The sequence below is a fragment of the Pseudomonas sp. BCA17 genome (assembly GCF_004519405.1).
GTDB lineage: Bacteria > Pseudomonadota > Gammaproteobacteria > Pseudomonadales > Pseudomonadaceae > Aquipseudomonas.
In genome coordinates this window covers 535,007-553,141 of sequence record NZ_SGWI01000002.1, presented here as the reverse complement: position 1 = coordinate 553,141, position 18,135 = coordinate 535,007, and the positions used below count along the sequence as shown (strand labels likewise).

Annotated in this window: 24 protein-coding genes; 13 read left to right on the top strand and 11 right to left on the bottom strand. The window is 58.6% G+C overall.

All coding sequences use genetic code 11. The features are described from left to right. The first annotated feature begins 3 nt into the window (after positions 1–3). Positions 4–1,446 carry a metalloprotease TldD gene (gene tldD, locus EXW71_RS11440; RefSeq protein ID WP_134658665.1) on the top strand — a complete coding sequence of 481 codons (1,443 nt, stop codon included), beginning with the start codon at positions 4–6 and terminating at the stop codon, positions 1,444–1,446. 45 nt (positions 1,447–1,491) lie between these two features. On the opposite strand, the gene yjgA is transcribed toward tldD, so the two are convergent. Continuing rightward, positions 1,492–2,013: a ribosome biogenesis factor YjgA gene (gene yjgA, locus EXW71_RS11435; protein ID WP_123714584.1), complete on the bottom strand. Its 522-nt coding sequence runs from the start codon at positions 2,011–2,013 to the stop codon at positions 1,492–1,494. Between the two features lie 108 nt (positions 2,014–2,121). Between yjgA and pmbA the strand changes: the two genes are divergently transcribed. The 6 genes from pmbA (at position 2,122) to EXW71_RS11405 (ending at position 7,392) form a co-directional block, all read left to right on the top strand. Then, on the top strand, positions 2,122–3,468 hold the full coding sequence (gene pmbA, locus EXW71_RS11430) for a metalloprotease PmbA (protein WP_134658663.1): 1,347 nt from the start codon (positions 2,122–2,124) through the stop codon (positions 3,466–3,468). A 147-nt stretch (positions 3,469–3,615) separates the two neighbouring features. After that, positions 3,616–4,011 carry a FagA protein gene (locus EXW71_RS11425; RefSeq protein ID WP_123714586.1) on the top strand — a complete coding sequence of 132 codons (396 nt, stop codon included), beginning with the start codon at positions 3,616–3,618 and terminating at the stop codon, positions 4,009–4,011. Then, a complete protein-coding gene (locus EXW71_RS11420) occupies positions 4,004–5,380 on the top strand; it encodes a lyase family protein (protein WP_134658661.1) in 1,377 nt (458 codons plus the stop codon). Before EXW71_RS11425 ends, EXW71_RS11420 begins: the two co-directional genes overlap by 8 nt. 27 nt (positions 5,381–5,407) lie before the next feature. Further along, on the top strand, positions 5,408–5,851 hold the full coding sequence (locus EXW71_RS11415; protein WP_134658659.1) for a hypothetical protein: 444 nt from the start codon (positions 5,408–5,410) through the stop codon (positions 5,849–5,851). A gap of 1 nt (position 5,852) precedes the next feature. Then, positions 5,853–6,464, top strand: a complete 612-nt coding sequence (locus EXW71_RS11410; RefSeq protein WP_134658657.1) for a superoxide dismutase — start codon at positions 5,853–5,855, stop codon at positions 6,462–6,464. Positions 6,465–6,498: 34 nt separating this feature from the next. Continuing rightward, positions 6,499–7,392: a ZIP family metal transporter gene (locus EXW71_RS11405; protein ID WP_134658655.1), complete on the top strand. Its 894-nt coding sequence runs from the start codon at positions 6,499–6,501 to the stop codon at positions 7,390–7,392. 36 nt (positions 7,393–7,428) lie between these two features. Here the strand turns inward: EXW71_RS11405 and EXW71_RS11400 are convergent, their stop codons facing one another. The 10 genes from EXW71_RS11400 to EXW71_RS11355 all read right to left on the bottom strand — a co-directional run bounded on the left by EXW71_RS11400 (position 7,429) and on the right by EXW71_RS11355 (position 14,438). Further along, positions 7,429–7,701, bottom strand: a complete 273-nt coding sequence (locus EXW71_RS11400) for an HPr family phosphocarrier protein (protein ID WP_060754944.1) — start codon at positions 7,699–7,701, stop codon at positions 7,429–7,431. Between the two features lie 16 nt (positions 7,702–7,717). Then, positions 7,718–8,575 carry an RNase adapter RapZ gene (gene rapZ, locus EXW71_RS11395; protein ID WP_123714591.1) on the bottom strand — a complete coding sequence of 286 codons (858 nt, stop codon included), beginning with the start codon at positions 8,573–8,575 and terminating at the stop codon, positions 7,718–7,720. 2 nt (positions 8,576–8,577) lie between these two features. Beyond that, positions 8,578–9,042 carry a PTS IIA-like nitrogen regulatory protein PtsN gene (ptsN, locus tag EXW71_RS11390; protein WP_123714592.1) on the bottom strand — a complete coding sequence of 155 codons (465 nt, stop codon included), beginning with the start codon at positions 9,040–9,042 and terminating at the stop codon, positions 8,578–8,580. Between the two features lie 10 nt (positions 9,043–9,052). Next, positions 9,053–9,358, bottom strand: coding sequence for a ribosome hibernation-promoting factor, HPF/YfiA family (hpf, locus tag EXW71_RS11385; protein ID WP_123714593.1), 306 nt, complete (start codon positions 9,356–9,358; stop codon positions 9,053–9,055). A gap of 75 nt (positions 9,359–9,433) precedes the next feature. Beyond that, a complete protein-coding gene (locus EXW71_RS11380) occupies positions 9,434–10,927 on the bottom strand; it encodes an RNA polymerase factor sigma-54 (RefSeq protein WP_123714594.1) in 1,494 nt (497 codons plus the stop codon). A gap of 185 nt (positions 10,928–11,112) precedes the next feature. After that, positions 11,113–11,838, bottom strand: coding sequence for an LPS export ABC transporter ATP-binding protein (lptB, locus tag EXW71_RS11375; RefSeq protein WP_003171806.1), 726 nt, complete (start codon positions 11,836–11,838; stop codon positions 11,113–11,115). After that, positions 11,838–12,371 carry a lipopolysaccharide transport periplasmic protein LptA gene (gene lptA / locus EXW71_RS11370; RefSeq protein WP_123714595.1) on the bottom strand — a complete coding sequence of 178 codons (534 nt, stop codon included), beginning with the start codon at positions 12,369–12,371 and terminating at the stop codon, positions 11,838–11,840. Before lptA ends, lptB begins: the two co-directional genes overlap by 1 nt. Further along, complete coding sequence (gene lptC, locus EXW71_RS11365) at positions 12,358–12,930, bottom strand: LPS export ABC transporter periplasmic protein LptC (RefSeq protein WP_123714596.1); 573 nt, start codon at positions 12,928–12,930, stop codon at positions 12,358–12,360. Before lptC ends, lptA begins: the two co-directional genes overlap by 14 nt. An 8-nt stretch (positions 12,931–12,938) precedes the next feature. Continuing rightward, a complete protein-coding gene (locus EXW71_RS11360) occupies positions 12,939–13,463 on the bottom strand; it encodes an HAD family hydrolase (protein ID WP_123714597.1) in 525 nt (174 codons plus the stop codon). After that, entirely contained in the window at positions 13,464–14,438 is a 975-nt protein-coding gene (locus tag EXW71_RS11355) for a KpsF/GutQ family sugar-phosphate isomerase (RefSeq protein WP_123714598.1), read from the bottom strand. It lies immediately after the preceding gene. Positions 14,439–14,736: 298 nt separating this feature from the next. Between EXW71_RS11355 and EXW71_RS11350 the strand changes: the two genes are divergently transcribed. The 6 genes from EXW71_RS11350 to EXW71_RS11325 all read left to right on the top strand — a co-directional run bounded on the left by EXW71_RS11350 (position 14,737) and on the right by EXW71_RS11325 (position 18,128). After that, positions 14,737–15,546 carry an ATP-binding cassette domain-containing protein gene (locus tag EXW71_RS11350; protein WP_003171811.1) on the top strand — a complete coding sequence of 270 codons (810 nt, stop codon included), beginning with the start codon at positions 14,737–14,739 and terminating at the stop codon, positions 15,544–15,546. Beyond that, on the top strand, positions 15,546–16,343 hold the full coding sequence (mlaE, locus tag EXW71_RS11345; RefSeq protein ID WP_060754952.1) for a lipid asymmetry maintenance ABC transporter permease subunit MlaE: 798 nt from the start codon (positions 15,546–15,548) through the stop codon (positions 16,341–16,343). Before EXW71_RS11350 ends, mlaE begins: the two co-directional genes overlap by 1 nt. After that, positions 16,343–16,810, top strand: coding sequence for an outer membrane lipid asymmetry maintenance protein MlaD (gene mlaD, locus EXW71_RS11340; RefSeq protein WP_123714599.1), 468 nt, complete (start codon positions 16,343–16,345; stop codon positions 16,808–16,810). The genes mlaE and mlaD overlap by 1 nt, the downstream gene beginning before the upstream one ends. Before the next feature lie 11 nt (positions 16,811–16,821). After that, positions 16,822–17,472: a phospholipid-binding protein MlaC gene (locus EXW71_RS11335; RefSeq protein ID WP_123714600.1), complete on the top strand. Its 651-nt coding sequence runs from the start codon at positions 16,822–16,824 to the stop codon at positions 17,470–17,472. Then, the gene (locus EXW71_RS11330) at positions 17,469–17,774 is read left to right on the top strand and encodes a lipid asymmetry maintenance protein MlaB (RefSeq protein WP_134658653.1); all 306 of its coding nucleotides are present in this window, start codon (positions 17,469–17,471) and stop codon (positions 17,772–17,774) included. Before EXW71_RS11335 ends, EXW71_RS11330 begins: the two co-directional genes overlap by 4 nt. Before the next feature lie 114 nt (positions 17,775–17,888). Further along, positions 17,889–18,128 carry a BolA family protein gene (locus EXW71_RS11325; RefSeq protein ID WP_060754955.1) on the top strand — a complete coding sequence of 80 codons (240 nt, stop codon included), beginning with the start codon at positions 17,889–17,891 and terminating at the stop codon, positions 18,126–18,128. The last annotated feature ends 7 nt before the right edge of the window (positions 18,129–18,135 follow it).

Below are 18,135 nucleotides of genomic sequence, written 5' to 3'. Positions count from 1 at the left end.
CCTATGAGCGAGTTGTTGTCCTCAGTCAGTGAACACCTCCTGGCACCCGGTGGCGTGACCATCGAAAGCTTGCAAACCGTGCTGGGCGATCTGGCCGGGCCGGGCATCGATGCAGCCGACCTGTATTTTCAGGGGCAGATTTCCGAGTCCTGGGCGCTTGAAGACGGCATCGTCAAGGAAGGCAGTTTCAACCTTGACCAGGGGGTAGGCGTGCGAGCGCAATCGGGTGAGAAAACCGGTTTTGCCTACAGCAATGCAATCACCCTGGAGGCCCTGGGCCTGGCGGCCCGTGCGGCGCGTTCGATTTCTCGTGCCGGGCAAAATGGCACGGTACAGGCGTTCAGCACCCAGGATGTGGCCCAGCTATATGCACCGGATAACCCCCTGGAAGTGATTAGCCGTGCGGAAAAGGTTGAGCTGCTCAAGCGCGTCGACGCGGCCACCCGTGCCCTCGACCCGCGCATTCAGCAGGTCACCGTAAGCATGGCCGGTGTGTGGGAGCGCATCTTGGTGGCGTCCACCGACGGCGGGCTGGCGGCGGATGTGCGGCCATTGGTGCGTTTCAATGTCAGCGTGATCGTCGAACATAATGGGCGCCGCGAACGTGGTGGTCATGGCGGCGGCGGTCGTACCGACTACCGTTATTTCCTCACTGACGACCGTGCCATGGGCTATGCCCGTGAAGCGCTGCGCCAGGCGTTGGTCAACCTGGAGGCGATTCCGGCACCGGCGGGTACCTTGCCGGTGGTGCTGGGTTCGGGTTGGTCCGGGGTTTTGCTGCACGAAGCAGTGGGGCATGGCCTGGAAGGCGACTTCAACCGTAAGGGCAGTTCCGCCTACAGCGGGCGCATGGGCGAGATGGTTGCCTCCAAGCTGTGCACCATTGTCGACGATGGCACTTTGGCGGGCCGTCGGGGCTCGCTGAGCGTCGATGACGAAGGTACGCCGACCGAGTGCACCACGCTGATCGAGAACGGCGTACTCAAGGGCTACATGCAAGACAAGCTCAACGCCCGCCTGATGGGCGTGGCCCGTACCGGCAACGGCCGCCGCGAATCTTATGCGCACCTGCCGATGCCACGCATGACCAACACCTACATGCTCGGTGGTGAAAGCGACCCGGCGGAAATCATCGCGTCGGTTAAGCGCGGGATCTACTGCGCCAACCTTGGCGGCGGGCAGGTGGATATCACCAGTGGCAAGTTTGTGTTTTCCACCAGCGAGGCGTACCTGATCGAAGACGGCAAGATCACCGCGCCGGTCAAGGGAGCGACGTTGATTGGTAACGGGCCGGAAGCGATGAGCAAGGTGTCGATGGTCGGTAATGACCTGTCGCTGGATAGTGGCGTCGGCACGTGCGGCAAGGATGGGCAGTCGGTGCCGGTGGGTGTCGGCCAGCCAACCCTGAAAATTGATGCGATTACCGTAGGGGGTACGGGGTCGTAAGCCGCGGAGCTTCGGGTGGCGAAGGTCGCCACCCGGGGAAGAGGATCAGCGCAGACCGCGTTGAGTCTCGTCCAGCTCTCGGATGTACTTGAAAATTTTACGGCTGGTGGCCGGCGGCTTGTTATGCGCCAGTTCGTGTTGAGCCTGACGGATCTGGGAACGCAGTTGCTGGCGGTCCGCGTCCGGGTACTCCGCTACGAATTTCTCCAGCACGGCATCATCGCCCGATATCAGGCGGTCACGCCAACGTTCCAGGTTATGGAAGCGTTCGTTGTACTGGCGAGTGGAGGCATCGGTTTGATCAAGCAACGCCAGAATCGCGTCAGTGTCCTGGTCGCGCATCAGCCTGCCGATAAACGCGATATGCCGTTTACGCGCGATATTCGCGGTGTGCTTAGGCGCATCGGCCAGAGCCCGGCGCATTTCGTCGGTCAGTGGCAGTTTTGCAATCAAGTCTTTCTTGAGCGTTGTGAGGCGCTCGCCAAGATCAACCAGAGCATGCAGCTCGCGTTTGACTTGGGATTTGCTTTTCTCCCCATCGAGGGAGTCGTCGTAAGAATCAACCATGGTGGCAGTCCGCAAAGAAACGCCGCCATGATAACCAGTCGGGGGCCTCTTGTCCGGCCCGGTCGCTCGATGGCCTTAACCGAAAGCAGAGTTTGAGTGGAGAAAACCATGAGTGCAGCCCAAAGCGTCGGTCCGCAAGCGTTACCGGCACTGCAGGAACAAGTCGAGCAGATCCTTGCCGAAGCCAAGCGCCAGGGGGCGAGCGCCTGTGAAGTGGCTGTGTCGCTGGAGCAGGGGCTGTCTACCTCGGTGCGTCAGAGAGAAGTGGAAACCGTTGAGTTCAACCGCGACCAGGGGTTTGGCATCACGTTGTATGTGGGGCAGCGCAAGGGCTCGGCCAGCACGTCGGCCAGCGGCCCGGAGGCGATTCGCGAGACCGTCGCGGCGGCTTTGGCCATCGCCAAGCACACTTCTGAAGATGAAAGCTCTGGCCTGGCCGATAAGGCGTTGATGGCCAAGGACTTGAAGGATTTCGACCTGTTCCACGCCTGGGATATCACGCCTGAGCAAGCTATTGAGCGGGCGCTGATATGCGAAGCGGCTGCGTTTGACGCTGATGCGCGCATCAAGAACGCCGATGGCACCACCTTGAGTACCCATCAGGGTTGCCGCGTTTACGGCAACAGCCACGGTTTTATCGGTGGTTATGCGTCTACACGTCATAGCTTGAGCTGTGTGATGATCGCCGAAGCCAATGGCCAGATGCAGCGTGATTATTGGTATGACGTGAATCGTCAAGGCGATCTGCTGGCTGACCCGGTCAGCATTGGTCAGCGCGCCGCACAACGTGCCGCCAGCCGCCTGGGCGCACGCCCGGTGGCGACCTGTGAAGTGCCGGTGCTGTTCTCGGCGGAGCTGGCTGGTGGTTTGTTCAGCAGTTTTCTGGGGGCGATTTCCGGCGGTAACCTTTACCGCAAGTCCTCGTTCCTTGAAGGCACCATCGGCCAGAAGCTGTTCCCTGAATGGCTGACCATCGACGAACGCCCGCACCTGATGCGTGCCATGGGCAGCTCGGCGTTCGATGGTGACGGCCTGGCGACGTATGCCAAGCCATTTGTCGAGCAGGGCGAGTTGGTGTCCTACGTCCTGGGTACTTACGCCGGCCGCAAGCTTGGCTTGCCAAGTACTGCCAACTCCGGTGGCGTGCATAACCTGTTTGTGACCCATGGTGACGAAGATCAGGCTGCATTGCTGCGTCGTATGGGCCGAGGCCTGCTGGTGACCGAGTTGATGGGCCATGGTTTGAATATGGTGACCGGGGATTACTCTCGAGGCGCGGCAGGTTTTTGGGTGGAAAATGGTGAGATTCAGTTCGCCGTCCAGGAAGTGACCATTGCCGGCAACATGCGGGACATGTTCAAGCAGATCGTTGCAGTGGGTAATGACCTGGAACTGCGCAGCAACATTCGCACCGGGTCTGTCCTGATCGAGCGGATGACCGTCGCTGGCAGTTGATCCCGCATCGCTTCACGAAAAAGGCGCGCCATCCTGAGGATGGCGCGCCTTTTTCGTGGCTGTCTAGAAAGTGGATTAATCGGCTGCGCTTGTTTTGATTCTTAATATCATTTAATAATGAATATCATTACTGAATGAGTGTGGATCATGAGTTCTGTCCTGCATGAGGATCCTTACCTGGAAAGCTGGCGTTGGATGAGTCGTCAGATCCGTTGCGGCCTCGATCCCAATGAACCTCGCCTGATCGAACATTACCTCAATGAAGGCCGATACCTGGCGTGCTGCACCGCGACCCATCCCTGGACGATCGCTGAAACCTCATTCCGTCTCTTGATCGACACCGCCAGTGATATCGCCTTGCCGTGGCACTGGCGATCCCTATGCCTGGACCAGGCCTGGCGCCCCTTGCGTGATCTGGAAAAACTCTCCCGCTGCGCGTGCCGCCTCAAGCGCTGGCAGACCTTTGCCTGGCAATTGGCGACCTGCGAGTTGCTGCCATCACTTTCTCACTCTGACCTGGTGCAAGGATCTAACGATGAGTAACACCCGTATCGAACACGACAGCATGGGCGAGCTTCAGGTGCCTGCCGACGCCCTGTATGGCGCGCAAACCCAGCGCGCGGTGAACAACTTCCCGATCAGCAAGCAGCGTATGCCGACGCAATTCATTCGTGCCTTGATTCTGGCCAAGGCCGCTGCCGCCAAGGTCAATGTCGACCTCAAACAGATCAGCGAAGCCCAGGGCAAGGCGATCGTCGATGCCGCCCAGGGCTTGCTGGAAGGCGATTTCATGCCGCATTTCCCGCTGGATATCTTCCAGACCGGGTCCGGCACCAGTTCCAACATGAACGCCAATGAAGTGATTGCAACCCTCGCCACCCGCTTGCTTGGTGAGGTCATCAACCCAAACGATCACGTTAACTGCGGCCAGAGCAGCAACGACATCATCCCGACCACCATCCATGTCAGCGCCGCGTTGGTTCTGCATGAGCAAACGCTGCCAGCCCTGCTGCATCTGGTTCAGGTGATTGAGCAGAAGGCTGAAGCCGTTCACCCCTTCATCAAGACCGGCCGTACTCACCTGATGGATGCCATGCCCGTGCGCATGAGCCAGGTGCTCAACGGCTGGGCGCAGCAACTCAAGTCCAACATCGGGCATTTGCAGGACTTGCTGCCCAGCCTGCAGGCCCTGGCCCAGGGGGGCACAGCTGTCGGCACCGGGATTAATGCACACCCTGAATTCGCGGCACGTTTCAGCCAGCAGTTGAGTCATTTGACCGGCGTGAAATTTACACCGGGCAAGAACCTGTTTGCGTTGATCGGTTCCCAGGACACGGCTGTTGCCGTTTCCGGCCAATTGAAAGCCACCGCCGTCTCACTGATGAAAATCGCCAACGACCTTCGCTGGATGAACTCCGGCCCTCTCGCCGGTCTTGGTGAAATCGAGCTGGAGGGCCTGCAACCGGGTTCCTCGATCATGCCTGGCAAGGTCAATCCGGTGATCCCGGAAGCGACCGCCATGGTGGCCGCGCAAGTGATTGGTAATGACACGGTCATCACCGTTGCCGGGCAGTCGGGCAACTTCGAGCTGAACGTGATGCTGCCGATCATCGCCCAGAATCTGCTCAGCAGCCTCGAGTTGCTGGCCAATTCAAGCCGATTGCTGGCGGATAAGGCCATCGCCAGCTTCAAGATCAATGAAGCCAAGCTCAAGGAAGCGCTGTCGCGTAACCCAATCCTGGTCACTGCACTCAACCCGATCATCGGTTACCAGAAGGCCGCCGAAATCGCCAAGAAAGCCTATCAGCAAGGTCGGCCGATCATTGAGGTCGCCCTTGAGCACACTGACTTGCCCCGTAGTCAGCTGGAAATTCTGCTGGATCCGGAAAAACTCACGGCCGGTGGCGTGTAATCACCGACTCTGCTTTGGAGGCTCACCATGGAGCATTGGAAACGCACGATCGAACGAGCCAATCGCTGCTTTATGCAGGGCGAACTGGTCGACGCTCGCGAGGCCTATTTGCAAGCCCTGGCCCTGGCTCAAGTGTTATTCGAGCGCTGGTCGGACGCTGACGAAGCAGTGGCGGCTTGCGTCATTTCCCATCACAACCTGGCGGACCTGCACCTGCGCCTGAACCAGCCAGAGGAAAGCGCGGAATACCTCTGTGCCATTCACCAGCGTCTGTTGCAGACCATGCAGGACTCGCGTCTGAGCCCGCAACTGCGCGAGGCGGCGCTGCGCCAGAGCAGCAAGACCTATGTTGAGTTGTTGAATTTCATCAGCGATCACGGTGAGTACCCACGTACTCATCGCTTGTTGGGCGGCGCTGCGGCGCAACCGAATATGCCGACCCGCAACAGCCCTTATTACGGAGCTCATTGATATGACCTACGCCTTGCCTGCCTTGCCTTATGCCTACGATGCCCTGGAGCCGCATATCGATGCGCAGACCATGGAGATTCACTACACCAAGCATCACCAAACGTATATCAACAACCTCAACGCGGCGGTTGAAGGCACCGAGTTCGCGGGTTGGCCGGTAGAGAAACTGGTGTCCAGCGTCCAGCAACTGCCAGAAAAACTGCGTGCTGCAGTGATCAATCAGGGTGGCGGTCACGCTAATCACTCGCTGTTCTGGGCCGTGATGTCACCCAAAGGCGGTGGCAAGCCCGGGGGCGTGCTGGGCCAGGCTATCGATGAGCAACTGGGTGGTTTTGACAGCTTCAAGGAAGCCTTCACCAAAGCTGCGTTGACACGTTTCGGCAGTGGCTGGGCCTGGCTCAGTGTTACCCCACAAAAGACCCTGGTAGTGGAAAGCAGCGGCAATCAGGACAGCCCATTGATGAGCGGCAACACGCCGATCCTCGGGCTGGATGTCTGGGAGCACGCCTACTACCTGCTGTATCAGAACCGTCGCCCGGAATACATCAATGCCTTCTACAGCGTCATCAATTGGCCAGAAGTCGCCGCTCGTTATCAGGCTGCCTTGGCCTGACGCTCACTCCCTATAACAAGATCTAAGGCCGACTATGGGCACTGAAACACTGACGATCGGCAGCGGGCGCATGTTTCGCTATGCATTTGGCTCGCTGCTGCTATTGGCAGGTACTGCTTTGCTGGTGGCCCACGGGCTGGCCTGGCTGGACTTGCAGCCACGCATCCTGCGTGCCCTGCAAGGCGGGGCGATCTGTGCGCTCGGTACGGCGTTGGGTGCGGTCCCGGTGCTGGTGATTCGGCGGATGCCGTTAGCGCTGAGCGATTCCCTGCTGGGGTTCGGTGCCGGGGTGATGCTGGCGGCGACTGCGTTTTCGTTGATCGTGCCAGGCATTTCTGCTGCCCAGAACCTGGGGCTATCACCCTGGGGCGCGAGTGGGTTGATCAGCTTGGGCATTATGCTGGGCGCTTTCGGTTTGTATCTGGTTGACCGTAAGGTCTCTGGTGCCGGCCCCGAAATGTTGCTGGGCACGCCAGGCAAACCGGTGATCCCGCCACGCATTTGGCTGTTTGTGTTCGCCATCATTGCGCACAACATTCCAGAAGGTATGGCGGTGGGCGTGTCTGCCGGCGGTGGCATGCCGGATGCCGACAGCCTGGCCATGGGGATTGCCCTGCAGGATGTGCCCGAAGGCCTGGTGATTGCGCTGGTATTGGCAGGGGCGGGGATGTCACGGGTCAAGGCGTTCTTGATCGGTGCCGCCTCAGGGTTGGTCGAGCCTGTTTTCGCGGTGATTTGCGCATGGCTGGTCAGCCTGGCCGAAGTGCTATTGCCTTTGGGGCTGGCGTTGGCCGCGGGTGCGATGTTGTTGGTGGTGACCCATGAAGTGATCCCCGAATCGAGGCGCAACGGTCACGAAAAGCTCGCCAGCCTGGGGCTGTGTATCGGGTTTTGCCTGATGATGGTTATGGATACAGCGTTGGGGTGACGCCTTTTCAGCGTCACGCAGTGTTCGAGGGTGAGTTTACTCACCCTCATCGAAGTAGTTGTTGATCAACTTCACCAACGCGTCCATCGCTTCCTGTTCCTGCTCGCCTTCCGTCTTCAGGTGAATCCGCGTGCCCTTGCCGGCAGCCAGCATCATCATCGCCATGATGCTTTTACCATCGACCATGGACTCGGGGGTGCGCCCGGCGCGAATCTGGCAGGGGAACTGCCCGGCAACGCCGACGAACTTGGCAGAGGCCCGGGCATGCAAGCCCAGCTTGTTGATGATTTCAATTTCCAGAGCGGGCATCGCGGGGGTGTTCCTTTCAGCTAAGGTCGCGGTGGCGAACCTGGACGTTCTTGAGGGTTTGTTGCAAAGCCTGGCCCAGGCGTTCGGTCAAATAGACGGAACGGTGATGGCCTCCGGTGCAACCGACGGCAATCGTGACATAGGCCCGGTTGCTTGCGGCGAATCGCGGCAACCATTTGAGCAGGTAGCCGTAAATGTCCTGGAACATCTCCTCCACATCCGGCTGCGCTGCAAGGTATTCGGCTACAGGTTGATCCAGCCCGGACTGATCACGCAGTTCTGGCTTCCAGTAGGGGTTAGGCAGGCAGCGGACATCAAACACCAGGTCGGCATCCACCGGCATGCCGCGCTTGAAGCCGAACGACTCCACCAGAAATGCGGTGCCGGGCTCGGGCTGGTTCAACAGGCGCAGCTTGATTGCGTCGCGCAGTTGGTACAGGTTGAGGCTGGTGGTGTTGATCTTGAGGTCGGCGAGGTCAATGATCGGCCCCAGCAGCTTGGTTTCGTCCTCGATGGCTTCGGCGAGGGAGCGATGCGGGCTGCTGAGCGGATGGCGCCGACGGGTTTCGGAGAAGCGCTTGAGCAGCGTCTCTTCGTCGGCATCCAGATACAGCACGTCGCAATGAATATGCTTGGCGCGCACTTCCTCGAGCAACTCGGGGAACCGGGAGAGGTGGCTGGGCAGGTTGCGGGCATCAATCGATACGGCCACCAACGGTTGCGCCAGTTCGGTATGGATCAATGCACGTTCCGCCAATTCCGGCAGTAGACCGGCGGGCAAGTTGTCGATGCAATAAAAGCCGTTGTCCTCGAGAACATTGAGAGCAGTGCTTTTACCTGAGCCGGAACGGCCGCTGACGATGATCAAACGCATGATTACTGCCCGTTTTGTTCATCCAGGACAACCTGATAGAGCGCCTCGTTGCTGGCGGCACTGCGCAATTTGTCGCGTACTTCCTTGCGGTCGAGCATGCTGGCTATCTGCCGAAGCAGTTCCAGGTGTGCATCGGTGGCGGCTTGTGGGACCAGTAAAACAAACAACAGGTCGACCGGGGCGCCGTCGATGGCATCGAAATCGATGGGGGCTTCCAGGTGCAGCAGGGCGCTCACCGGGGACTCGCAGCCTTTGAGTCGGCAGTGAGGAATGGCGATGCCGTTGCCAAAACCGGTGGAACCGAGTTTTTCACGGGCAACCAGTGCCTCGAAGACATCCTGCATCTCCAGATCCGGCACTTCGCGGTGGATCAGGTTGGCAATTTGTTCGAGGGCTTTTTTCTTGCTGCCGCCCGGCACGTTCACGAGGGAACGGCCGGGGGTCAGGATGGTTTCAAGTCGGATCATGGGGAGGGAGTTAGCGACCTGTACCTTGCATCAGGTGCAGATTCTTTTCCTTATGCTTTTTAAGTTGGCGGTCAAGCTTGTCGGTCAGGGCATCGATAGATGCATACATGTCTTCATGCTCAGCGTTGGCGACTACTTCTCCGCCGGGAATCTGCAGGGTTGCCTCGATTTTCTGCTGAAGCTTGTCGACCTTCATGATGACTTGCACATTGGTGATCTTGTCAAAATGACCCTCGAGCCGCTTCAGCTTTTGCTCGACATAGTCGCGCAATGGAGGGGTGACTTCTACATGGTGTCCACTGATGTTGACTTGCATACAGCTTCTCCTTCGTTGCCAGTGCATAAAGCGGCAGGTAGGAATACCTGCCACTGGAACGCTATGGCCCGCCCGTCACATCAAACGCTTACGCTCGCTGGAAGGCGCGATCCCGAGGGACTCGCGGTACTTGGCGACGGTTCGACGGGCGACCTGAATGCCTTGTGCCTCCAGTAAACCAGCGATCTTACTGTCACTCAATGGCTTTTTCTGATTTTCCGCGGCAACCAGTTTTTTGATGATCGCGCGGATTGCCGTGGACGAGCATTCGCCGCCTTCGGAGGTGCTGACGTGGCTGGAGAAAAAGTATTTCAACTCATAAATACCCCGTGGGGTATGCATGAATTTTTGCGTGGTTACCCGGGAGATCGTCGATTCGTGCATGCCCACTGCTTCTGCGATGTCGTGCAGGACAAGCGGCTTCATCGCTTCGTCGCCATATTCCAGGAAGCCGCGCTGGTGCTCGACGATCTGGGTGGCCACCTTCATCAGGGTTTCGTTGCGGCTTTGCAGGCTCTTGATGAACCAGCGCGCTTCCTGCAGTTGGTTACGCATGAAGGTATTGTCGGCGCTGGTGTCGGCGCGGCGTACAAAACCCGCGTATTGCGGGTTGACTCGCAGGCGCGGCACCGACTCCTGGTTGAGCTCGACGAGCCAGCGCTCATTGTCCTTTCGAACGATTACATCGGGAACGACATACTCGGCTTCGCTGGACTCGATCTGTGAGCCTGGACGCGGGTTGAGGCTCTGTACCAGCTCGATCACCTGGCGCAGGTCATCTTCCTTGAGCTTCATGCGGCGCATCAGCTGGCTGTAGTCGCGGCTGCCCAGCAGGTCGATATAGTCGGTGACCAGGCGTTGGGCCTCGGTGAGCCAAGGGGTCTTGGCGGGCATTTGGCGCAGTTGCAGCAGCAGGCACTCGCTGAGCGTGCGGGCGCCTATGCCGGCGGGTTCGAACTGCTGGATGCGGTGCAGGACGGCTTCGATCTCGTCCAGCTCGATGTCCAGTTCCGGGTCGAATGCCTCGAGGATTTCCTCAAGGGTTTCGTCCAGGTAGCCCTGGTTGTTGATGCAATCGATCAGGGTGACGGCGATCAGGCGGTCGGTGTCGGACATCGGTGCCAGGTTCAATTGCCACAACAAATGGCTTTGCAGGCTCTCGCCGACGGACGTACGGGTAGTGAAATCCCACTCGTCATCGTCGTTGCTGGGCAGGCTGCTGGCGCTGGTCTGGTAGACGTCTTCCCACGCGGTATCCACGGGAAGGTCGTTGGGAATACGTTCGTTCCATTCGCCATCCTCCAGGTTGTCCACCGTAGGGGCGGTTTCCTGATAGGAAGGTTCCTGCACGTCGGCGTTGGGTTTTTGCTCGATGTTATCGGCCAGCGGGTCTGTATTATCGAAGTCGTCGCCTTCTTCCTGGCGTTCGAGCATCGGATTGGACTCCAGCGCCTCCTGGATTTCCTGTTGCAGGTCCAGGGTTGACAATTGGAGCAGGCGGATGGCCTGTTGCAGCTGCGGTGTCATCGTCAGCTGCTGGCCCATTCTCAGGACTAGCGATGGTTTCATGGCAGGGGCTTAACACCTTATTCGCCGGCGCATTGCGCCATCCACGACAGGGCGCGTGAGCGCCAAACATAAGCAAATTATATGCCTGATATCGGGGGCTTTGCCTAGAGCACGGTAACAATAAAAAGCCTGAGGTTTTTATTGACTACCGCGCGCATTGGCGAACAGCCGTGACACCGCGGTGTTTACAGGCGGAACTCGTGGCCCAGGTACACTTCCTTGACCAGTTCGTTGGCCAGGATGGTTGCCGAGTCACCTTCGGCGATCAACTGACCATCGTTGACGATATAGGCGGTTTCACAGATATCGAGCGTCTCGCGAACGTTGTGGTCGGTGATCAACACGCCGATGCCCTTGGCCTTCAGATGGTGGATGATCTGTTTGATGTCGCCAACCGAGATCGGGTCGACACCGGCAAACGGTTCGTCCAGCAGGATGAACTTCGGTGCGGTGGCCAAGGCGCGGGCGATTTCCACTCGGCGCCGCTCACCACCGGACAGGCTCATGCCGAGATTGTCGCGAATGTGGTTGATGTGGAATTCCTGCAGCAGGCTTTCCAGTTCCTTGCGGCGGCCATCGCGGTCGAGTTCCTTGCGGGTCTCCAGGATCGCCATGATGTTGTCGGCTACCGACAGTTTGCGGAAGATCGACGCTTCCTGGGGTAGATAGCCGATACCGGCCCGAGCACGACCGTGCATTGGCTGGTGACTGACATCCAGGTCATCGATCAATACGCGACCCTGATCCGCCTGGACCAGGCCGACGATCATATAGAAGCAAGTGGTCTTGCCGGCACCGTTGGGGCCGAGCAAGCCGACGATCTGGCCACTGTCGATCGAAAGGCTGACGTCGCGCACGACCTGACGGCTTTTATAGGCCTTGGCCAGATGCTGGGCTTTCAGGGTTGCCATTACTCGGCCTTCTTCTTCGGCTGGATAACCATATCGACACGCGGACGCGGTGCGCTGACCTTGTTGCCATTGGCGCGGCCGGCGTTGGCGATCTGTTTCACAGTGTCATAGGTGATTTTTTCACCTTCCGTGGAGTTGCCGTCGGTGCTGATCACTTTGGCCTGGTCGATCAGGATGATACGGTTTTGCTGGGCGTGGTACTGGATGGTCTTGCCGTAGCCCTTCATGGGGCCCGGATCGGCCGCGGCTTGTTTCTGCTCGAAGTAAGCCAGGTTGCCCACCGAAGTCACCACGTCAATGTCGCCGGCCGGGGTACGCGTCAGCGTCACCGTGTTGCCGGTGATTTTCATCGAACCTTGGGTGATGATCACATCGCCTGTGTAGGTAGCAATGCCTTTCTTGTCGTCCAATTGGGCATCGTTGGCCTGAATATGGATCGGTTGCTGGCTATCGTTCGGCAGAGCCCAGGCGCTCACGCTTCCCAGTGCTGCGCCCAGACCGAGCAAAATAGGGAGGGTTTTAACGAGCCTCATACTGTCCTCTTACGTTCGATAGCAGGTGTATCCTGCTTTCTTTCAAATACGCTTTCATTCCCTTGCCAGTCGATACACCGCCAGCGCCGTCGATTCTAACGTCTTGCTCGGTCTGCGCATATTGCTGTTGTGGGAATACGGTCATGCGACTACTGGTGATGATGGTGTCGCGTTTCTGCTCGTCGGTGCGCGCAACGCGTACCGAGTCGATCAACTCCACCTGGGTTCCGTCCGGGTTGACTTCGCCACGCAGGCTGGTGACATGCCAGGGGAACTCGGTGCCACGGTACAGGTTCATGTCCGGGTTGGTCAGCAAAGTGACCTCGGAAGCTTTCAAATGTTCGACCTTGTCGGCAGTCATCTCGTACTGCACCTTGCCATCGGGCAGGAATTGCACGCTGTAGGCATTGGTTGCGTAATAGTCGATAACGCCCTCATCAACCTGCACCACAGGTTTGTCGAGGAAGCGCTCCGGGCTGATATTCCAGTAGCCCACCGCCAGGAAGATCGCGGCGATGACTCCGAATAACAGGAAGTTGCGAATCTTTTTACTCAGCATAAAACGCTCTATAGGTAGGCGGCATGAGCCGCTTCAAGACTGCCCTGGGCGCGCAGGATCAATTCGCAGAACTCGCGGGCAGCACCCTCGCCGCCACGGGCGGTGGTAATGCCATGGGCGTGTTCACGCACAAAGGCTGCGGCGTTCGCGACGGCCATGCCCAGGCCCACCCGGCGAATGACCGGGAGGTCGGGCAGGTCATCGCCCAAGTAGGCGACCTGCTCATAGCTTAGGTTGAGTTGGCCAAGAAGCTCGTCCAGAACCACCAGTTTATCCTCACGGCCCTGATACAGGTGAGGAATCCCCAGGTTTTGTGCGCGGCGTTCCACAACGGGGGTCTTTCGACCGCTGATAATCGCTGTTTGCACGCCCGCCGCCATCAACATTTTGATGCCTTGGCCGTCAAGCGTGTTGAAGCTCTTGAATTCGCTGCCATCTTCAAGGAAGTACAGGCGGCCATCGGTCAGCACGCCGTCAACGTCAAAAATGGCCAGTTTGATGTTTTTGCCGCGTTGCAGCAGGTCGTCGGTCATTTACATCACTCCCGCACGCAGTAAGTCGTGCATGTTCAGCGCGCCAATCGGGTGATCGTCGCTATCGACTACCACCAGCGCGCCGATCTTGTGGTCTTCCATGATCTTCAGGGCTTCGGCCGCCAGCATTTCCGGGCGAGCCGTCTTGCCGTGGGGCGTCATCACCGCGTCGATGGTCGCGGTGTGGATATCAATGGTGCGGTCCAGGGTGCGACGCAGGTCGCCGTCGGTGAAGACCCCGGCCAGGCGCCCGTCGGTCTCCAGGATCACGGTCATGCCCAGGCCCTTGCGGGTCATCTCCATCAAGGCGTCCTTGAGCAACGTGCCGCGTTGAACGTGGGGCAGTTCATCGCCGGCATGCATGACGTTTTCCACCTTCAGCAGCAAGCGACGACCCAGGGCGCCGCCCGGGTGGGAGAACGCGAAGTCTTCAGCGGTAAAGCCGCGAGCCTCCAGCAGCGCTACGGCCAGGGCATCGCCCATGACCAGGGCGGCGGTGGTGGAAGAGGTCGGCGCCAGGTTCAGTGGGCAGGCTTCATGGGCGACATGTACGTTCAGATTGACTTCGGCAGCCTTGGCCAGCGTCGATTCCGGGTTGCCGGTGATGCTGATCATCTGGATGCCCAGGCGCTTGATCAGTGGCAGCAAGGTCACGATTTCGTTGGTGGTGCCGGAGTTGGACAGCGCCAGGATGATGTCATCCTTGGTGATCATGCCCATGTCGCCATGGCTGGCTTCGGCCGGGTGTACGAAAAAAGCCGTGGTGCCGGTGCTTGCCAGGGTGGCGGCAATCTTGTTGCCGACATGGCCGGATTTGCCCATGCCGACCACGACAACGCGGCCTTTACTGGCCAGAATCATCTCGCAGGCGCGCACGAAATCCGCGTCGATATGGGCCAGTAAACCTTCTACGGCTTCCAGTTCGAGGCGAATGGTACGTTGTGCGGATTGAATGAGGTCGCTGGATTGGCTCATGTCTGAAGTCGTATAGCCTGACGAAAAGTCGGCGATTATAGCGGTAATGATCAATTCCCTCACGCAAGTTCGTCAGGCTTTATTCGCGCAGGGCTTGAGATTCATGCTCAGCAACGTTTTTTCCCTGTCGTGAATCTGAACAAGCGCAGTTCCGGCCTTGGGGGCTCTGTACCAGCAGTGATATAGTTCGCCGCCAGTTCGGTCCGCCCAGCCCATGTGGATAATTATTGCGCAGGCGTTGCTAACGAAAGTCGCAAGCATGGTGTCTGAGTGAAAGGCTGCATCCCAAGGAGATTAGATGAGTGCCGATAACGCCTACGCGGTCGAGCTGAAGGGCCTTACCTTCAAGCGCGGGACGCGCAGCATCTTCAATAACGTCGATATTCGCATTCCCCGTGGCAAGGTCACGGGAATCATGGGGCCTTCCGGTTGTGGCAAAACCACCCTGTTGCGCCTGATGGGCATGCAGTTGCGCCCCAGTGCCGGTGAAGTGTGGGTCAACGGCCAGAACCTGCCGACGCTGTCGCGCAGCGATCTGTTCGATGCGCGCAAGCACATGGGCGTACTGTTCCAGAGCGGCGCGCTGTTTACCGACCTCGATGTTTTCGAAAACGTGGCGTTTCCGCTGCGGGTGCATACCCAGCTGTCCGATGAAATGATTCGTGACATCGTGTTGTTGAAGCTGCAGGCCGTGGGGCTTCGTGGTGCCATCGACCTGATGCCCGACGAATTGTCCGGCGGCATGAAGCGCCGGGTTGCGCTTGCGCGGGCGATCGCCCTCGACCCACAGATCCTCATGTATGACGAGCCTTTCGTCGGTCAGGACCCAATCGCCATGGGCGTGCTGGTGCGTCTGATCCGTCTGCTCAACGATGCGCTGGGGATCACCAGCATCGTGGTGTCCCACGATCTGGCCGAAACCGCGAGTATCGCCGACTACCTCTATGTAGTGGGTGATGGTCAGGTGCTGGGGCAGGGGACGCCGGAAGAGCTGATGAATGCCGATAACCCGCGTATCCGCCAGTTCATGACTGGCGATCCCGATGGCCCGGTGCCTTTTCACTTTCCGGCGGCGGATTACCGCTCAGATCTTCTGGGGAAGCGCTGATGCGCAAGACATCTCTTATCGAGAAGGTTCGCCTTTTCGGCCGCTCAGGCATCGACATCGTCGAAGTGCTGGGTCGCTCGACTATTTTCCTGTTTCACGCCTTGCTCGGTCGCGGCGGCATTGGCGGCGGCTTTGGGCTGCTGGTCAAGCAACTGCATGCGGTCGGCGTGATGTCGCTGGTGATCATCGTCGTTTCGGGCGTGTTCATCGGCATGGTGCTGGCATTGCAGGGCTTCAATATTCTTTCCAGCTACGGTTCGGAGCAAGCGGTAGGGCAGATGGTTGCCCTGACGCTGTTGCGTGAGCTCGGTCCGGTGGTTACGGCGCTGTTGTTCGCCGGGCGTGCCGGTTCAGCGCTGACCGCCGAGATCGGCAACATGAAGTCCACCGAGCAACTGTCGAGCCTGGAAATGATTGGCGTAGACCCGCTCAAATACATTGTTGCTCCGCGCCTGTGGGCCGGCTTCATTTCCCTGCCGCTGCTGGCGATGATTTTCAGCGTGGTGGGTATCTGGGGCGGTTCGTGGGTGGCGGTGGACTGGCTGGGGGTCTATGACGGCTCTTACTGGGCCAACATGCAAAACAGTGTGACGTTCAGTGGTGACGTGCTCAACGGCATCATAAAGAGCATCGTTTTCGCTTTTGTAGTGACCTGGATCGCCGTATTCCAAGGCTACGACTGTGAGCCCACTTCAGAAGGGATCAGTCGCGCCACCACCAAGACCGTTGTGTACGCCTCGCTGGCCGTACTGGGCCTTGACTTTATTTTGACCGCCTTGATGTTTGGAGATTTCTGATGCAAAACCGCACTGTGGAAATCGGTGTCGGCCTTTTCTTGCTGGCTGGCATCCTGGCTTTACTGTTACTGGCGCTGCGAGTCAGCGGCCTTTCGGCCAGCCCCACCGCCGATACTTATAAACTTTACGCCTACTTCGACAATATCGCCGGTTTGACGGTCAGAGCTAAAGTGACCATGGCCGGTGTGACCATCGGCAAGGTCACGGCAATCGATCTGGATCGCGACAGCTTCACCGGTCGAGTGACGATGCAGGTGGACAAGAAGGTAGATAATCTGCCGACTGACTCCACGGCATCTATCCTCACTGCGGGTCTGCTGGGCGAGAAGTACATTGGTGTCAGCGTGGGCGGGGAAACAACCCTGCTCAAGGAAGGTTCTACCATCCACGACACACAGTCGTCGCTGGTGCTTGAGGACCTGATCGGTAAATTCCTGCTCAATACGGTCAATAAAGACGCCAAATGAGGAATCTGTTCATGATCTCTACCTTGCGACGTGGTCTGCTGGTGTTGCTCGCAGCGCTGCCGCTGATGGCTAACGCGGCAGGTTCTGCGCACGATCTGGTGCAGGACACGACCAACAAGATGCTGGCTGACTTGAAGGCCAACAAAGAGCAATACAAGCAGGACCCCACCCGGTTCTACGAGGCGCTGAACACCATTGTCGGGCCTGTGGTTGATGCCGAAGGTATTTCCAGAAGCATCATGACGGTCAAGTATTCGCGCAAGGCAACCCCGGCGCAGATGCAGACCTTCCAAGAGAACTTCAAGAAGGGCTTGTTCCAGTTCTACGGTAACGCTCTGCTCGAGTACAACAACCAGGGTATTACCGTTGATGCTCCAAAGGATGAGTCCGGCGACCGCACCAGCGTCGGCATGACCGTCAAGGGCAACAACGGCGCCGTCTACCCTGTGCAGTACACGCTGGAGAAGGTCAACGGCGAGTGGAAGCTGCGCAACGTGATCATCAACGGCATCAATATCGGCAAGCTGTTCCGTGACCAGTTCGCCGATGCCATGCAGCGCAATGGCAATGACCTGGACAAGACCATCAATGGTTGGGCCGGTGAAGTGGCCAAGGCCAAGGAAGAAACCGACAAGCAATCTGCCGGGAAGCCTGCGCAATGACCGAGTCGGCCGTTCGTCTTGGCGCTGCCGGCGAGCTTCTGCTCAGCGGCGTGCTGGATTACCGCACCGGGCCTGAGCTGCGCAAGCAGGGCCAGGCGCTGATCAAGGCCAGCACGGCGTCTGCGCTGGTGCTGGATTGTTCGGCCGTCACCAAATCCAGCAGCGTCGGTTTGTCGTTGTTGCTGTGCTTCATGCGCGATGCCGCAGATGCCAAAAAAGCCGTGAGCATCCGCGTGCTTCCCGAAGATATGCGTGAAATTGCCCAGGTCAGTGGCCTGACCGAGCTGTTAGCGCATCCTTGATCCCACTTATCAATAAAGCCCCCCGTCAGAGTCCTGCTATGCGGGGTTCGCAGGCGCGGGGCTTTTTTGTATGATGTGCGACCCGTGCGCACTGGGCGCCGATAGAGGTTGAGCATGCAGGCCCTAGAAGTTAAGAGCTTCCTTGAAGGAAAGCTGCCGGAAACGATCGTAGAAGTTGAAGGCGAAGGCTGCAATTTCCAGCTGAATGTGATTAGCGATGAACTGGCGGCATTGAGCCCGGTCAAGCGTCAACAGCAGATCTATGCCCATTTGAACCCGTGGATCACCGATGGCAGCATCCATGCGGTCACTATGAAATTTTTCAGCCGCGCGGCTTGGTCCGAGCGCACCTGAGCCCCCA

Bases quoted from the DNA above. Each gene is read 5' to 3' on its own strand.
- lptA (WP_123714595.1), bottom strand. From the start codon at position 12,371: ATGAGGCTCGTTAAAACCCTCCCTATTTTGCTCGGTCTGGGCGCAGCA.
- EXW71_RS11380 (WP_123714594.1), bottom strand. From the start codon at position 10,927: ATGAAACCATCGCTAGTCCTGAGAATGGGCCAGCAGCTGACGATGACA.
- EXW71_RS11325 (WP_060754955.1), top strand. From the start codon at position 17,889: ATGCAGGCCCTAGAAGTTAAGAGCTTCCTTGAAGGAAAGCTGCCGGAA.
- mlaD (WP_123714599.1), top strand. From the start codon at position 16,343: ATGCAAAACCGCACTGTGGAAATCGGTGTCGGCCTTTTCTTGCTGGCT.
- EXW71_RS11405 (WP_134658655.1), top strand. From the start codon at position 6,499: ATGGGCACTGAAACACTGACGATCGGCAGCGGGCGCATGTTTCGCTAT.
- EXW71_RS11415 (WP_134658659.1), top strand. From the start codon at position 5,408: ATGGAGCATTGGAAACGCACGATCGAACGAGCCAATCGCTGCTTTATG.
- hpf (WP_123714593.1), bottom strand. From the start codon at position 9,358: ATGCAAGTCAACATCAGTGGACACCATGTAGAAGTCACCCCTCCATTG.
- tldD (WP_134658665.1), top strand. From the start codon at position 4: ATGAGCGAGTTGTTGTCCTCAGTCAGTGAACACCTCCTGGCACCCGGT.
- EXW71_RS11425 (WP_123714586.1), top strand. From the start codon at position 3,616: ATGAGTTCTGTCCTGCATGAGGATCCTTACCTGGAAAGCTGGCGTTGG.
- EXW71_RS11330 (WP_134658653.1), top strand. From the start codon at position 17,469: ATGACCGAGTCGGCCGTTCGTCTTGGCGCTGCCGGCGAGCTTCTGCTC.
- EXW71_RS11420 (WP_134658661.1), top strand. From the start codon at position 4,004: ATGAGTAACACCCGTATCGAACACGACAGCATGGGCGAGCTTCAGGTG.
- mlaE (WP_060754952.1), top strand. From the start codon at position 15,546: ATGCGCAAGACATCTCTTATCGAGAAGGTTCGCCTTTTCGGCCGCTCA.
- ptsN (WP_123714592.1), bottom strand. From the start codon at position 9,042: ATGATCCGACTTGAAACCATCCTGACCCCCGGCCGTTCCCTCGTGAAC.
- EXW71_RS11400 (WP_060754944.1), bottom strand. From the start codon at position 7,701: ATGCCCGCTCTGGAAATTGAAATCATCAACAAGCTGGGCTTGCATGCC.
- EXW71_RS11410 (WP_134658657.1), top strand. From the start codon at position 5,853: ATGACCTACGCCTTGCCTGCCTTGCCTTATGCCTACGATGCCCTGGAG.
- EXW71_RS11335 (WP_123714600.1), top strand. From the start codon at position 16,822: ATGATCTCTACCTTGCGACGTGGTCTGCTGGTGTTGCTCGCAGCGCTG.
- lptB (WP_003171806.1), bottom strand. From the start codon at position 11,838: ATGGCAACCCTGAAAGCCCAGCATCTGGCCAAGGCCTATAAAAGCCGT.
- EXW71_RS11355 (WP_123714598.1), bottom strand. From the start codon at position 14,438: ATGAGCCAATCCAGCGACCTCATTCAATCCGCACAACGTACCATTCGC.
- EXW71_RS11360 (WP_123714597.1), bottom strand. From the start codon at position 13,463: ATGACCGACGACCTGCTGCAACGCGGCAAAAACATCAAACTGGCCATT.
- EXW71_RS11350 (WP_003171811.1), top strand. From the start codon at position 14,737: ATGAGTGCCGATAACGCCTACGCGGTCGAGCTGAAGGGCCTTACCTTC.
- pmbA (WP_134658663.1), top strand. From the start codon at position 2,122: ATGAGTGCAGCCCAAAGCGTCGGTCCGCAAGCGTTACCGGCACTGCAG.
- yjgA (WP_123714584.1), bottom strand. From the start codon at position 2,013: ATGGTTGATTCTTACGACGACTCCCTCGATGGGGAGAAAAGCAAATCC.
- rapZ (WP_123714591.1), bottom strand. From the start codon at position 8,575: ATGCGTTTGATCATCGTCAGCGGCCGTTCCGGCTCAGGTAAAAGCACT.
- lptC (WP_123714596.1), bottom strand. From the start codon at position 12,930: ATGCTGAGTAAAAAGATTCGCAACTTCCTGTTATTCGGAGTCATCGCC.